At 59.5% G+C, this 13,783-nt stretch carries 11 protein-coding genes and 1 pseudogene; 7 read left to right on the top strand and 5 right to left on the bottom strand.

Features of this window, described 5'->3' with window-relative positions; translation table 11 throughout:
• The first annotated feature begins 9 nt into the window (after nt 1–9).
• The 7 genes from BG455_RS09590 to BG455_RS09560 all read left to right on the top strand — a co-directional run bounded on the left by BG455_RS09590 (nt 10) and on the right by BG455_RS09560 (nt 9,614).
• On the top strand, nt 10–3,750 hold the full coding sequence (locus BG455_RS09590) for a nitrate reductase subunit alpha (protein ID WP_071469777.1): 3,741 nt from the start codon (nt 10–12) through the stop codon (nt 3,748–3,750).
• Nucleotides 3,747–5,273, top strand: coding sequence for a nitrate reductase subunit beta (gene narH / locus BG455_RS09585; protein WP_071469776.1), 1,527 nt, complete (start codon nt 3,747–3,749; stop codon nt 5,271–5,273). Before BG455_RS09590 ends, narH begins: the two co-directional genes overlap by 4 nt.
• The gene (gene narJ, locus BG455_RS09580; protein WP_071469775.1) at nt 5,270–5,971 is read left to right on the top strand and encodes a nitrate reductase molybdenum cofactor assembly chaperone; all 702 of its coding nucleotides are present in this window, start codon (nt 5,270–5,272) and stop codon (nt 5,969–5,971) included. Before narH ends, narJ begins: the two co-directional genes overlap by 4 nt.
• A 12-nt stretch (nt 5,972–5,983) precedes the next feature.
• Nucleotides 5,984–6,790 (top strand): respiratory nitrate reductase subunit gamma, encoded by an 807-nt coding sequence (gene narI / locus BG455_RS09575; protein ID WP_071469774.1) that lies wholly within the window; start codon nt 5,984–5,986, stop codon nt 6,788–6,790.
• 12 nt (nt 6,791–6,802) lie between these two features.
• On the top strand, nt 6,803–7,582 hold the full coding sequence (locus tag BG455_RS09570; RefSeq protein ID WP_071469773.1) for a peptidylprolyl isomerase: 780 nt from the start codon (nt 6,803–6,805) through the stop codon (nt 7,580–7,582).
• 28 nt (nt 7,583–7,610) lie between these two features.
• Nucleotides 7,611–8,879, top strand: coding sequence for a molybdopterin molybdotransferase MoeA (locus tag BG455_RS09565; protein WP_071469772.1), 1,269 nt, complete (start codon nt 7,611–7,613; stop codon nt 8,877–8,879).
• Nucleotides 8,880–9,104: 225 nt separating this feature from the next.
• Complete coding sequence (locus BG455_RS09560) at nt 9,105–9,614, top strand: DUF2478 domain-containing protein (protein WP_071469771.1); 510 nt, start codon at nt 9,105–9,107, stop codon at nt 9,612–9,614.
• Between the two features lie 288 nt (nt 9,615–9,902).
• Here BG455_RS09560 and BG455_RS09555 read toward each other — a convergent pair whose 3' ends face one another.
• From BG455_RS09555 to BG455_RS17570, 5 genes and pseudogenes are all read right to left on the bottom strand, one after another.
• Nucleotides 9,903–12,086, bottom strand: a complete 2,184-nt coding sequence (locus BG455_RS09555; RefSeq protein ID WP_071469770.1) for a polysaccharide biosynthesis tyrosine autokinase — start codon at nt 12,084–12,086, stop codon at nt 9,903–9,905.
• 84 nt (nt 12,087–12,170) lie between these two features.
• A complete protein-coding gene (locus BG455_RS09550; RefSeq protein WP_245735515.1) occupies nt 12,171–12,629 on the bottom strand; it encodes a low molecular weight protein-tyrosine-phosphatase in 459 nt (152 codons plus the stop codon).
• A 3-nt stretch (nt 12,630–12,632) separates the two neighbouring features.
• Nucleotides 12,633–13,253 carry an SLBB domain-containing protein gene (locus BG455_RS17700; protein WP_425438735.1) on the bottom strand — a complete coding sequence of 207 codons (621 nt, stop codon included), beginning with the start codon at nt 13,251–13,253 and terminating at the stop codon, nt 12,633–12,635.
• 3 nt (nt 13,254–13,256) lie between these two features.
• Nucleotides 13,257–13,475 (bottom strand): annotated as a pseudogene (locus BG455_RS17695) (polysaccharide biosynthesis/export family protein); the annotation flags it as partial.
• Between the two features lie 15 nt (nt 13,476–13,490).
• Nucleotides 13,491–13,706, bottom strand: coding sequence for a hypothetical protein (locus BG455_RS17570; RefSeq protein ID WP_245735513.1), 216 nt, complete (start codon nt 13,704–13,706; stop codon nt 13,491–13,493).
• Between the last annotated feature and the right edge of the window lie 77 nt (nt 13,707–13,783).

The following is a 13,783-nucleotide window of genomic DNA, read 5'->3' as shown; positions in this document are numbered from 1 at the left end:
GAGACAGCTATGAGCCATCTTCTTGACCGGCTGAACTTTCTGAAACCCAACCGCAAGGATACGTTTTCAGACGGCCACGGCCAGACCACAACCGAAAACCGCGACTGGGAAGACGTGTATCGTGACCGCTGGCGGCATGACAAGATCGTGCGCTCTACCCATGGGGTGAATTGCACAGGGTCATGTTCGTGGAAAATCTATGTCAAATCAGGCATCGTGACTTGGGAAACCCAACAAACCGATTACCCGCGCACGCGCCCCGATCTGCCCAACCACGAACCGCGCGGGTGCGCGCGGGGGGCAAGCTATAGCTGGTATCTGTATTCCGCCAACCGCGTGAAAACCCCGCTTGTGCGCGGCGCGCTGATGCGGCTGTGGCGCGAAAAGCGCAAGCATATGACACCTGTGCAGGCATGGACGGCCATCCAGAACGATCCAAGCGCCCGCGCCAGCTATACCCGCACACGCGGCACAGGCGGGTTTGTGCGCGCCACTTGGGACGAAGTGACCGAGATTACCGCCGCCGCCAATGCCTATACCGCCAAGGAATACGGGCCTGACCGCGTGTTCGGCTTCTCGCCCATTCCTGCAATGTCGATGGTCAGCTATGCCGCCGGTTCGCGCTATCTGTCGCTTCTGGGCGGCACTTGTATGAGCTTTTACGACTGGTATTGCGACCTGCCGCCCGCCAGCCCCATGACATGGGGCGAGCAGACAGATGTTCCCGAAAGTGCCGATTGGTACAATGCGGGCTATCTGCTTCTATGGGGGTCGAACGTGCCGCAAACCCGCACGCCCGACGCCCATTTCTACACCGAAGCGCGCTATCGCGGCACCAAATCCGCCGTGATCTGCCCCGACTATTCGGAAGCCGCGAAATTCGGCGATGTCTGGCTGAATGCCAAACAGGGCACTGATGCCGCACTGGGTATGGCCTTCGGCCATGTCATCCTGCGCGAGTTCCATCTGGACCGCCAGACCCCCTATTTCGAGGAATATTGCCGCAAATATTCCGACATGCCCATGCTGGTGCAACTGGAGAAGAAGGGCGACAGCTATCTGCCGGGCCGCCAACTGCGCGCGTCTGATCTGGCCGATAATCTGGGCGAGGCGAATAACGCGGAATGGAAAACCATCTGCATTGATGAAAATTCGGGCCAGATGGTTGCGCCCAATGGCTCTATCGGGTTTCGCTGGGGCGAGCAGGGCAAGTGGAATCTGGAAGAAAAGGCCAGGGGTGCTGCGGTCAAGCCCAAGCTGTCGCTGATCCTTGATGAGGACCGTGACGATGTTGTGGGCGTTGATTTCCCCTATTTCGGCGGCATGGCCTCGGGCCAGTGGGAAAATGACGCACGCGGCGATATTCTGACCCGCAATGTGCCGGTCAAGGTGATCACGCTGGCCGATGGGTCAGAAGTGCTGGTCACGACTGTGTTCGACCTGTTCTGCGCGAATTACTCGCTCGATCGTGGCCTTGGTGGCGACCATGTGACCGATGATTACAATGCTGATGTGCCGTTCACGCCTGCTTGGGCAGAACGGATCACAGGGGTCAGCCGCGACAAGATCATCCATGTGGCCCGCGAATTCGCCAGCAATGCCGAAAAGACGGGTGGCAAATCCATGGTCATCATCGGCGCTGCGATGAACCACTGGTACCACATGGACATGAACTACCGCGCGGTCATTAACATGTTGGTGATGTGCGGGTGTGTGGGCCAGTCGGGCGGCGGCTGGGCGCATTATGTGGGGCAGGAAAAGCTGCGCCCGCAAACCGGCTGGACGGCGCTTGCCTTCGCGCTGGACTGGGCGCGCCCGCCACGGCACATGAATTCAACCAGCGCGTGGTATGCCCATACCGACCAGTGGCGGTATGAAACTGTCACTGCAAAAGACATCCTGTCGCCCACAGCGCCCGCAGGCGATTGGGAAAGCCTAAGCCTGATCGACTATAACATCCGGTCCGAACGCATGGGCTGGTTGCCATCCGCGCCGCAACTGAAAACCAACCCGTTGAAAGTTGGCGCGGCAGCGAAAGCGGCAGGCAAGGACATTCCCGCCTATGTGGCTGAGCAGTTGAAGGCCGGCACGCTGGAAATGTCCTGTGAAGACCCCGACGCCCCCGAAAACTGGCCGCGCAACCTGTTTGTGTGGCGCTCCAACCTGTTGGGGTCGTCCGGCAAGGGGCATGAGTATTTCCTGAAACACCTGCTGGGCACCAGCCACGGTGTGCAGGGCAAGGATTTGGGGCAGGAAGGCCGCCAAAAGCCTGTGGAGGCGAAATGGCATGACGAAGCGCCCGAAGGCAAACTTGACCTGCTGGTAACCATCGACTTCCGCATGTCCACCACTGCTGTCTATGCTGACATCGTCATGCCAACGGCAAGCTGGTATGAAAAGGACGATCTGAACACTTCGGACATGCACCCGTTCATCCACCCGCTGCAAGCCGCCGTGGACCCGGCGTATGAGAGCAAGACCGACTGGGAAATCTTCAAGGCGATTGCAAAGAAATTCTCCGAAGTCGCGCCCGAAATTCTGGGTGTGGAAACCGACATCGTGCAACTGCCCTTGCAGCATGACAGCCCCGGCGAGCTTGCACAGCCTTTTGTGCAGGACTGGAAAAAGGGTGAATGCGACCTGATTCCCGGTAAAACCGCACCGGCCTATATCGCGGTTGAACGCGACTACCCGAACTTGCACGCCCGCTTTACTGCCCTTGGCCCGTTGATGGAAAAGGTTGGCAATGGCGGCAAGGGCATCGCGTGGGATACGAAAACCGAAGTCCACCACCTGAAGGCGCTGAATGGCACCCACACAGACGGCCCAACCAAGGGTATGGCCAAGATCGAGTCCGCCATCGACGCTTGCGAAGTCGTCCTGATGCTTGCGCCCGAAACCAATGGCGAAGTTGCAGTCAAGGCGTGGAATGCGCTGGAAAAGGCAACCGGGCGCGAACATGCCCATCTGGCCGATGTCAAGAAAGACGAGAAGATCCGCTTCCGCGACATCGCAGCCCAACCGCGCAAGATCATTTCATCCCCCACTTGGTCGGGCATCGAGTCCGAGGAAGTCTGCTATAACGCAGGCTGGACCAATGTGAACGAGTTGATCCCGTGGCGCACGGTGACGGGGCGCCAGCAGCTGTATCAGGACCATGAATGGATGCGTGCCTTTGGCGAGTTCTTCGTCACTTGGCGCCCGCCGGTGGACCTGAAAACCATCACGCATGACGCCACCAAATCGCTGAAATCGGCAGAAAAGCATGTGGTGCTGAACTTCATCACCCCGCACCAGAAATGGGGCATCCATTCCACCTATTCCGACAACCTGCTGATGCTGACGCTGAACCGTGGCGGGCCGGTTGTCTGGATCTCGGAAGTGGACGCCGCAAAAGCGGGCATCGTCGATAATGACTGGGTCGAGGTGTTCAATTCCAACGGTGTGATTGCGGCGCGCGCCGTGGTCAGCCAGCGCATGAAGGATGGCACCCTGTTCATGTATCACGCGCAGGAAAAGATCGTGAATACACCGGGCAGCCAGATCACCGGCCAGCGCGGGGGCATTCACAACTCGGTCACGCGCACGGTGCCCAAGCCTACGCATATGATCGGGGGCTATGCGCAACTGTCCTACGGGTTCAACTATTACGGAACTGTGGGTGCGAACCGCGATGAAATGGTCATCGTTCGGAAAATGGAAAACGTGGATTGGCTGGATCAGCCCGCAAAAGTGGAGGCAGCGGAATGAAAGTACGTGCCCAAATCGGTATGGTGCTGAACCTCGATAAATGTATCGGGTGTCACACCTGCTCTGTCACCTGCAAGAACGTCTGGACCTCGCGCGAGGGTGTTGAATATGCATGGTTCAACAATGTCGAAACCAAACCCGGTATCGGCTATCCCAAAGATTGGGAAAACCAGAAACGCTGGAATGGCGGCTGGAAGCGCGACCCGTCGGGCCAGTTGGTGCCCAAACAGGGCGGCAAATGGCGGATTCTGGCAAATATCTTCGCCAATCCCGACCTGCCCGAAATCGACGATTTCTATGAACCGTTCGATTTCGACTATGACCACCTGAAATCCGCGCCCCAAATGCAGGCCTTCCCCACTGCGCGCCCGCGTTCCAAAATCACCGGCGAGCGGATGGAGAAAATCGAATGGGGGCCAAACTGGGAGGAAATTCTGGGCGGCGAATTCGCCAAGCGGTCCAAGGATTACAACTTCGAGGGCATCCAGAAAGACATCTATGGAGAGTATGAAAACACCTTCATGATGTATCTGCCCCGCCTGTGCGAGCATTGCCTGAACCCCGCTTGCGTGGCGTCCTGCCCGTCAGGCGCGATCTATAAGCGCGAAGATGATGGCGTTGTCCTGATCGATCAGGAAAAATGCCGCGGCTGGCGCATGTGCGTGTCGGGCTGCCCTTACAAGAAGATCTATTACAACTGGTCTTCTGGCAAATCCGAGAAATGCACGCTGTGCTATCCGCGTCTGGAATCCGGCCAGCCCACGGTGTGTTCGGAAACCTGCGTGGGGCGCATCCGGTATTTGGGTGTGATGCTCTATGACGCCGACAAGATCAGCCAGGCCGCCAGCGTGGCGGATGAAAAGCAGCTCTATGACGCGCAATTGGATGTGTTCCTTGACCCCAATGACCCTGCGGTGATCGAGGCGGCCCGTGCCGAAGGCGTGCCAGAAGACTGGATCATTGGTGCGCAGAAATCGCCCATCTGGAAAATGGCGATGGAATGGAAAATCGCCTTCCCGCTGCACCCCGAATACCGCACCCTGCCGATGGTGTGGTATATCCCGCCGCTTTCACCCATCCAGAACGCGGCAGAGGCAGGCAAGATCAGCGCGCAGGATGATATGCCCGATGTCGCATCCTTGCGTATTCCGGTGCGCTATCTGGCCAATATGCTGACAGCAGGCGATGAAGCCCCTGTTGTCAGCGCGCTGGAACGGATGCTGGCGATGCGGTCCTATATGCGGTCGAAAACTGTGGACGGAGTCATCAATATTGGCGTGGCCAAGCGCGTGGGCATGACGCCCCAGCAGATCGACGAGATGTACCAGCTGATGGCAATCGCCAATTACGAGGATCGTTTCGTCATCCCGACCACGCACCGCGAATTGGTGGAAGATGCCTATGACCTGAAGGGGGGCTGCGGCTTTACCGATGGCAATGGCTGTTCCACCGGCAGCAGCGGCAATTCACTGTTTTCGGGCGGTAAGAAGTTCCGCAGCCCGCAGGAGTTCATCCAGCCATGAAAACCTATCACGCCCTATCCGCCTTGCTGACCTATCCAACACCCGAGTTGCAGGCGGCAGTTCCCGAAATCGCGCAGATCCTCTTGCAAGAGGGTCTGTTGAAACCAGACCATTTCGCCAAGCTGGAACCGCTTTTGACCGAGTTGGAAACCGGCGATATCTACGACTTGCAGGAACGCTATGTCTTGCAATTCGACCGTGCGCGCACGCTGTCGCTTAATCTGTTCGAGCATATTCACGGCGAAAGCCGCGACCGTGGCGGCGCGATGGTGGACCTGCTGGAAACCTACCGCGCAGGCGGCTTCGATCTGGTTGGCCCGGAATTGCCCGACCACCTGCCGGTTTTGCTGGAATTCCTGTCCACGCAAAGCCTTGATCAGGCGCGCGCCATTCTGGCCGATGCGGGCCATATCATCGTGGCCTTGGCCGAACGGCTGGCGCGGCGTGAAAGCGTCTATGCGCCGGTCATGGCCGCCATCGTGACACTGGCGCAGGTCGAAACCTCGCCAGAGGCCGAGGCGCTTTTGTCCGAGAAAGACGATGACCCCGAAGACCTGGAGGCCCTCGATGCCGTCTGGGAAGAAGCGATGGTCACCTTCGGCCCTGACCCGAATGCCGGTTGCCCGATCAGCCGCGATATTCTTGCAAAAATGGATATGCCCGCCGCCCCGCGCCCTGCCGCGCCGGGCCAGATGTAGGAGCAACGAGCAATGTTTGGCAATTTCGATCTCGACTATCTGATTTTCGGCATCCTGCCCTATGCGGTGCTGGCTGTCGCCCTGATTGGCACAATCGCACGGTATGAACGTGACCCCTTCACATGGAAATCCTCGTCCAGCCAGTTGTTGCGCCGCAAGCAACTGGTCTGGGGGTCGGTGCTGTTCCATGTGGGTATCATCGTGCTGTTCTTCGGCCACCTTGTCGGGCTGTTCACGCCGATCTGGCTGCTGGATGCGCTAGGCATCAGCTACGGGCTGAAACAGTGGATGGCGGTCATTATCGGCGGGGCTGCGGGCGCGGCGGCGTTCATCGGCTGCACTATGCTGTTGCACCGGCGGTTGACTGACCCGCGCATCCGTAACAATTCCACCTTTGCCGATATCGGTATTCTGGCGATCCTGTGGCTGCAAATCGTGGTCGGCATGGGCACCATCATCCTGACGCTGGGCCATATGGACGGGTCCAAGATGATACAGTTCATGACATGGTCGCAATCGGTCATGGGGTTGCAGATCAATGCGTGGCAAGAAGTGGTCAATGTGCATTGGCTGTACAAGTTCCACATCTTCCTTGGCATGGTGATTGTGGCGCTGTTCCCCTTCACCCGTCTGGTGCATATGCTGTCCGCGCCAATCCGCTTTCTGTGGCGGCCGGGCTATCAGATCGTGCGTTCGCGCGCTGGCGCGAAACCTGCGCGCACGGGCCTGAAACCCTTTGCCCGCGACAAGCGCGCGTCAACGGCCGCAGGCATGACGCCAAAGCCCACAGCGCCCACCTCCCCAACCCCTGCCGAATAAGGAAACCATCGCATGAAACCGCTTCTGCCGCCTGTTTTTGTAAACGGCATTGAAATTTCGGCCGAACGCATTGCGGCCGAAGCCCAGAACCACCCAGCCCCGAAAGAAAAACCGGGGCTGGCATGGAAAGCCGCCGCGCGCGCCTTGGCAATCCGCGAGATGATGCTGCAAGAGGCCCGCGCGCGTGGCCTGACCCCTGACCCGGCCGAAGTGTCGCCGGGGCAGGTGGAAACCGAAGATGAAGCGCTGATCCGCCAGTTGAGCGAGTTGGCCATTCAACCCGCCCCGGCGGACGAGCTGGCCTTGCGCGCGGTCTATGACGCGCAGCCAGACCGCTTTCGCGCGCCATCGCTATACGAAGCGGCGCATATCCTGTTCCCCCGTCAGGACGATATGGCCGCTGTGCGCGCGCATGCGGACGGCGTGCTGGCGCAGTTGCGCGAAAACCCCCGCCGCTTTGGCGAACTGGCGCGCACCCATTCCGCCTGTTCCTCCAAGGATAATGGCGGGCTGCTGGGCCAGTTGGCACAGGGCGACACGGTGCCCGAGTTCGAGGCGGCAATGGATGCGCTGGAAGAGGGGCAGATCAGCGATGCTGTGGAAACCCGCTTTGGCCTGCATGTGATCCGCCTTGATGCCCGCGCGCGCGGCGAGGTGCTGCCCTTTGACGCGATCCTGCCACGCCTGCGCGATGCCCATGCGAAAGCTGCATGGGCGCGGGCGGCGGCACAGTTTACCGCAGACCTGGTGGCAAAAACCAATATCGAAGGCGTGCAGCTACAAGCTGCATGACCCGTCACTTACTGCTTGGAGAGCCGATATGACATTGCATCAGCCCCTGCACCACCCGGACCCCGCCGCATGTGGTTGTGACAGCGCGGCGGGCCTTGTGCCCGTCGATCAGGCCATCGCGCGCGGGCTGGCACTGGTTTCACGGTTGCAAGTGGTGGAAATGCTGCCGCTTGGCGCGGCCACCGGGCGGGTCTTGGCGCAAGATATCGCCGCGCCGGTGGCGTTGCCGCTATTTGATAATGCCGCGATGGATGGCTATGCCCTGCGGCTGTCAGACCTGACGGGGCAGGGGCCGTGGTGCCTGCCTGTGGCTGGGCGCATCTGCGCAGGGGGCGCGCCCGCAGCCCTGCCCAAGGGGGCCGCGCTGCGCATCCTGACTGGCGCGCCTGTCCCGCTGGGTGCAGATGCCGTGATTGCGCAAGAGAATGTCACGCGCCTTGGTGATATGATTTCAATTTCGGCCCGCCCGCAGGGTGGCCAGCATATCCGCCGCTGTGGAGAGGATCTGGCCCTTGGCGCGCCCTTGCTGCCCGCAGGGCGCATTCTTGGGGCGAAAGAAGCCGCAGCGCTTGCGGGTGCAGGTGTCGGGCATGTGCCTGTCATCCGCCGCTTGCGCGTGGCGATCCTGTGTTCGGGCAGCGAATTGGTTGAACCGGGCACCCCCCTTGCCCTCGGCCAGATTTGGGACGCCAATCATGCCATGCTGGCGGCGGCCTTGGATCAGCGCTGGATCACCCGGATCGCCTTTCCCGCATGTGCTGATAACCCAGAGGCGCTATGCGATGCACTTGCCCGTGCGTCCGCGCAGGCAGATGTGATCCTGACCACAGGCGGCGTCTCGGTCGGGGATGAAGACCATATGGCGCGCGTGATAAGGCGCCTTGGGGGCCGGATCGAGGTGATGAACCTTGCCATGAAGCCGGGCAAACCGCTGTCAATCGGGCAGGTCAACGGCGCGCTATGGTTGGGGCTGCCCGGCAATCCGGTGGCCGCTTTTGTGACATGGCATAGTGTCGGGCAAGTTCTGGCGGGCCATGTGGCGGGGCTTGCCGAAACCGGCCCTGTCAAAAGGCTGGCCGCGCTTGGCGCGTCGCTTCGGCACAAGCCGGGGCGCTGCGAATACAGGCCCGCGCGTATTTTGGGCCATGATGCGCGCGGTGTCTTGCAGGTGATCTGTCTGGAAGGGGCAGGCTCTCACCGGATAGGGCAGCTTGCACAAGCCGATGCGCTGGTGTTGATCCCCTCTGACGAGGAAGAGATGACGCGCGGCGATCTGGTCGAGGTGCTGCCGCTATGACCCACGCAGGCCAGATGCGGATGATTGCCGCCATATTTTCGGAAATCTGATGCAGGGGATGTTTTGGTAGATAATTATCAAATTAAATCTGTCTGGGTAATTTCATTATTTATTATAGTATTTGGAATATCTCCCGCAGAGATGGGCTTATAATTGATATATATCAAGAATAATTTTGGGGGTTGGGTTAGTCTGGATCGTGCAATGACAGAAAGGGCGCGCGTCATGAGATTGGGATATATCAGCTTACCGGGGCAGGGCGCCAGCGATGCGTTCCTGTCTGCGGTTGCGCGCGCCTTGCAGGGGCATTTACGGCTTTGTGGAACAGTGCAGACCAATACTGCCCGCGCCGACCGGACCAAATGCGATATGGATTTGCAACTTCTCGGCTCGGATACAGTGTTGCGCATCAGCGAAGATCGGGGGGCCTTTGCGCGGGGCTGCACCTTGGATACAAGCGTTCTGGCGCAAGCGGTTGCGGCCACCGAGGCGGCCTTGCAAGGTGCTGATCTGCTGATCGTCAACAAGTTCGGCAAGACAGAAGCTGCCGGCCATGGCTTTGCCCCTGTCATTGGCGAGGCGCTGTGTCGTGATGTGCCGGTCTTGGTCGGGGTGAATGGCCTGAACCTGCCTGCCTTCACCGCCTATGCGGATGGGCTGGCCGAGGGGTTGCCCGCGGATATGGCCTTGGTCACCGAATGGTGCCTGCGCGCGGGTCTGCGCACTGCCGCCTGACGCCTGAACCCGCACGCGCCGGGGCAGGGTGGTTGCCATAGGGTGCAAGGGGGTGGGCCTGTCCGCTATAATGGCGTGAAGACCTGTCGCAGGCCCGTGGCGCGACGCGGTGCGGTTTTCAAACGGGGTAATCATGCACTGTTCCTTGACCTGTGATTCCGCTTGGGATTTCAAAGGTTTTCTCATGAATACGCTGAAAACCGGTTAAAAAACCGTGCGCTGCTGCGCAGTGTCACTAGGCCCCCGAGTGGGGCTGGCAGGGCCTACATAGATGCGCACTTCGGGGCACTATTCTTTGCGCTGTTTGTATTCGTAGCGATACCCGTACCCATACCCATACCCATAGCCGTATCGGCCACCGGCCTTCTTTGGGTCAAACCCGTTCAGAATTGCACCGGAAAATTTCAGCCCCGCGCTGGCAAGCGTCTTTTGCGCGGCTTCCGCCTCGCCCTTCGGGGTTACGTCATGCCTTGCAACGAAGATGGTTGCACCTGTGTGGCGCGCCAGAATAACCGGGTCTGTTACGGCAAGAACTGGCGGGGCGTCAAAGATCGTCAGGTCAAAAATCTGGGCGCATGTCTCGATCAATCTGGGCAGTTCGGCGCGCATCAGCAGTTCTGACGGGTTTGGCGGGTAGCGCCCTGTTGGCAGAATAAACAGGTTTTCATGTGGTCCCTGAAGCACGGCATCTTCAAAGGATATATCGCCTGCCAAAACCTCTGCCAGTCCGGGGGCGTTGCGGGGAAGGTTGAAATAGCGGCGCAATTGCCCGCGGCGCAGGTCAGCATCTATCACGCAGACCCGTTGTCCGGCCTGCGCCGCCACCGCCGCCAGATTTACCGACAAAAAGCTTTTGCCCGCGTCAGGATGGGAAGAGGTCAGGGTCAGACTTGGGGTTCCCGCATCGAGCATGCCAAAATGCAAACTGGTGCGCAGCGACCGCAAGGCCTCGACTGTCAGATCGGCAGAGCGTTCAAAGGCCAGTATCGGCAAATTGCCTTCGCGGCGCCCTTCTGTATCGGCGTCTTTGCTGTAATTGATCGTCGCAAAAACCGGCATGCCAAGGGCCTCCAGCTCGGACGGGTCTTGAATGCCGCGGCGCATCCAGTTGCGAACAAGCACAAAGCCAATCCCTGCCATGCCCCCCAGAGCCATGCCAAGCGCCAGAATCATTGCTTTGCGCGGGGCCACAGGCGATGGCCCGGCACCCGCACCATCGACAATGCGCACATTGCCAATGGTGCTGGCGCGCAAGACCTCCACTTCTTGCGCGCGGGTCAGCAATTCTGTGTAAATCCTTTGTGCCAGTTCAACCTCGCGGCTGAGATTCAGGATTTGCCGCTGTGTTTCGGGAAGCGTTCCAACCTGATCGCGCAGGTTCTCCAGACGTGCTTCCAGCCGCGCGCGTTCATCCAGCAATTGCCGATATGTCGGATGCGACGGGGTAAAGCGCTGGGCCAATTCGTCTTCGCGGCGTTGCAGGTCTGCCAGCTCGCTTTCAGTGCGCGTCACCTGGCCAAGTATTGTTTGCGTTTCCAGCGACAGGTCAATGGTGACCTGTTCTTGCCGGAATGCGTTAAGGGCTGCTTCTGCAATCCGCAATGTCTGCTCTGCCAAAGGCAGTTGTTCGCGGATGAATGTCAGGCTGCTTTCTGCCTCTGCCGCACTGCGAGAGATGTTCTGGCTGAGATATGCCTGAATGACGGCCCCCAGGGCGCGCGTGTTTTCATGCGGGTTGTCGCCCGTCAACCGCACTTCCAGAATACCAGAGGCGCGGCCCCGTTCGCTGACCGAAAGCCTGCCGCGCAGGTCATTGATTGCACGCCGTTCATCCACCTGCCGGATATGAAAGCGCCGTCCCGCAGGGGCCTGACTGCGCGCAAGCGTGAGCGAAAATCCGGTTTCCGCATGGGTTGTGGGCTGTCCGACGCGCCCCTCCAGTTGCAAATCGTCCGGCAGCAAAAGGCGGTACTCTGTCTCGCTGGTGAGAATAAGCGTGAAGCTTTCATTCAGCATGCTTGGGGGGACAACAAGATTGTCCAGTTCGATCCCGTCGCCGGGGCGCACAAATCTGGCTGGGATGACCGCGTCAAGCAGGGGGAAGCGGTAGCGCGAAAACATTGTCCCGACCAGCGGCATGGTATCTGGCGTGACACGCCAATCAAGGTTCTGGTCTGCAATGGCGCGGCCCAGAACCATGCGCGAGCGCAGAATTTCAATTTCCGTCACGCTGCGGGGGTCATTATCCACCATGGCCGACAAGCTGCTGGGCAGCGCGAGTGAGCCGGTTCTTTCTTCCAGTTGCAGCAGGGCGTCGGCCTGAAATGTGGGGTTGGTGTTTGCAATATGGAAGGCGGCAATTGCAACACCGGCCACTGTCGCCGCGACAATCGCCAAGCGGCCACGCCACAGGGTGGACACCAGTTGGCCCAGATCGATTTCATCCTCGGCGATATTTTGCAGATTTTGCATTATGACGGGTTTTCCTGTAGGGGACTGGGGCGGAAAATCGGGGGCCGATGGCCTGCTGTCTTTCATCCGATTCCGTCCCTTGACTTACTTATGCAACTTTTCCGCCCATGCAGAAGCGGCGGCTTCTATCTGTGCGAACACCTCTTCGTGAAACAGTCTGGAACGGCGGTAAGGATCGGCAATTCCTTTGCCACCTGTCCAGTGGTCAAACAGCATGACCCTGCCAGACAGGTCGGGGGCGGCTTTCACAATCTCGCGTTTGTGGCCCGGTTCCATGACAAGGATCAGCGCATGTGCAGCCCCAAGCTCATGTGAGAACTGCCGCGCGACATGCCCCGCCACAGACAGGCCCTGCGAATGCGCGACCGACGCGGCATCGTCATCTGCGGCATGGCCTTCGAGGGCAGCAATTCCCGCCGAGGACACCGTGATTTCCGAGCCAAGCTCTGCCAGCTTGCGCGCCAACAAACGCTCTGCCACTGGCGAGCGGCAGATATTCCCGACACAGACGACCAGAATAGATTTGAATACCGCCTTCATCATGCATCAATTCACGACATCATCGACCGCGCGTATGGCTTGCACACTGGGCAAAAGGCGGACAATCGTGTCATTCCACCGCTGCAAGGGTGAACGCAGCACATAGACAACATCGCCCGGTTCCAGCACAAACCGCGTGCCCAGCAGCAAGCCCGCAGGCGAGGTTGTATCAAGCTGGAAAACCCGTGTCACATCGCTGCCGAAGGCCCGAAATACCAGAACCCCGCGTGCATTGGCGCGCGGTTGTTGCAGCCCCCCGCGACGTGTGATTGCCTGCGTCAGCGTGATCGGCTCGCGCGACAGATCGACCACATCCGGGCGCGCAACTTCGCCCAGCAAATAGGCTTCTTCGGCGCGGCGGCGCGGCACATTCACAACATCGCCGTTGCGCAGAACCGGGTTGTTCTGGGCGATGCCCTTTTCAAGAAACCCCTGCACATCGACATAGTGCACCTGCCCCCCCCGTTGAACCGAGACGATCCGATGATCGGCCGACTCTGTGAACCCACCGGCGGCATTGATCGCTTCGATCAGGCTAAGTTGCACCGAGGTAAGCGATTGGCGGTTCGGGGCCTTCACCTCGCCCGAGACGACGACCGATTGCGAATTATAGGCCGCGATGCGCACTTCAACCTGCGGGTCGGGTATGAAGCTGCCAAGGCGTTGCGAAATATCGCTTCGGATTTGCCCGACAGACCGACCACTTGCACGAACGCTGCCGATATAGGGGTAGGTGATGGTGCCGTCGCTGGCAACCTGAAAGCCGCTTTCTGCCGCGCTGCGCTGGGGGCCGGCGGGCAATGTCAACTCTGGGTGATCGAACACAATGACAGACAGAATGTCACCGGCCCCAACCGCATAAGTTCAGTTCCGCCCGCTGGGCATTTGGGTCACTTGGTGCCCCCGTGCGGGACGAGAGAAATCGCCGATATTGTCGGATGACAGGACAATCACCTCCACATCGTCCCCAAGTGCGCGCTGGCCTTCTGGTGAGGTGGGAAATTGCACATAGCCATCGCTGCATGCCGTTATCGCCATAACCAACATTACCATGGCAAAAACAGGTATCTTCGTCAGCATCGTTACCCTCTCCGCTTTCCAGAAGCTTTGGTTCATTATCATTCTCTCCGGATTACTGCGGGGGTATGGCCTGTCGG

The sequence above is a fragment of the Roseinatronobacter thiooxidans genome (assembly GCF_001870675.1).
In the GTDB taxonomy this organism is placed as follows: Bacteria; Pseudomonadota; Alphaproteobacteria; order Rhodobacterales; family Rhodobacteraceae; genus Roseinatronobacter; species Roseinatronobacter thiooxidans.
Note: the sequence above shows the minus strand (reverse complement) of the source record. Positions and strands in the feature narration are given on the sequence as shown.

What these genes read in the sequence shown, in the direction of transcription:
- BG455_RS09590 (WP_071469777.1), top strand. Translation starts at nt 10, where the DNA reads ATGAGCCATCTTCTTGACCGGCTGAACTTTCTGAAACCCAACCGCAAG.
- narH (WP_071469776.1), top strand. Translation starts at nt 3,747, where the DNA reads ATGAAAGTACGTGCCCAAATCGGTATGGTGCTGAACCTCGATAAATGT.
- narJ (WP_071469775.1), top strand. Translation starts at nt 5,270, where the DNA reads ATGAAAACCTATCACGCCCTATCCGCCTTGCTGACCTATCCAACACCC.
- narI (WP_071469774.1), top strand. Translation starts at nt 5,984, where the DNA reads ATGTTTGGCAATTTCGATCTCGACTATCTGATTTTCGGCATCCTGCCC.
- BG455_RS09570 (WP_071469773.1), top strand. Translation starts at nt 6,803, where the DNA reads ATGAAACCGCTTCTGCCGCCTGTTTTTGTAAACGGCATTGAAATTTCG.
- BG455_RS09565 (WP_071469772.1), top strand. Translation starts at nt 7,611, where the DNA reads ATGACATTGCATCAGCCCCTGCACCACCCGGACCCCGCCGCATGTGGT.
- BG455_RS09560 (WP_071469771.1), top strand. Translation starts at nt 9,105, where the DNA reads ATGAGATTGGGATATATCAGCTTACCGGGGCAGGGCGCCAGCGATGCG.
- BG455_RS09555 (WP_071469770.1), bottom strand. Translation starts at nt 12,086, where the DNA reads ATGCAAAATCTGCAAAATATCGCCGAGGATGAAATCGATCTGGGCCAA.
- BG455_RS09550 (WP_245735515.1), bottom strand. Translation starts at nt 12,629, where the DNA reads ATGATGAAGGCGGTATTCAAATCTATTCTGGTCGTCTGTGTCGGGAAT.
- BG455_RS17570 (WP_245735513.1), bottom strand. Translation starts at nt 13,706, where the DNA reads ATGCTGACGAAGATACCTGTTTTTGCCATGGTAATGTTGGTTATGGCG.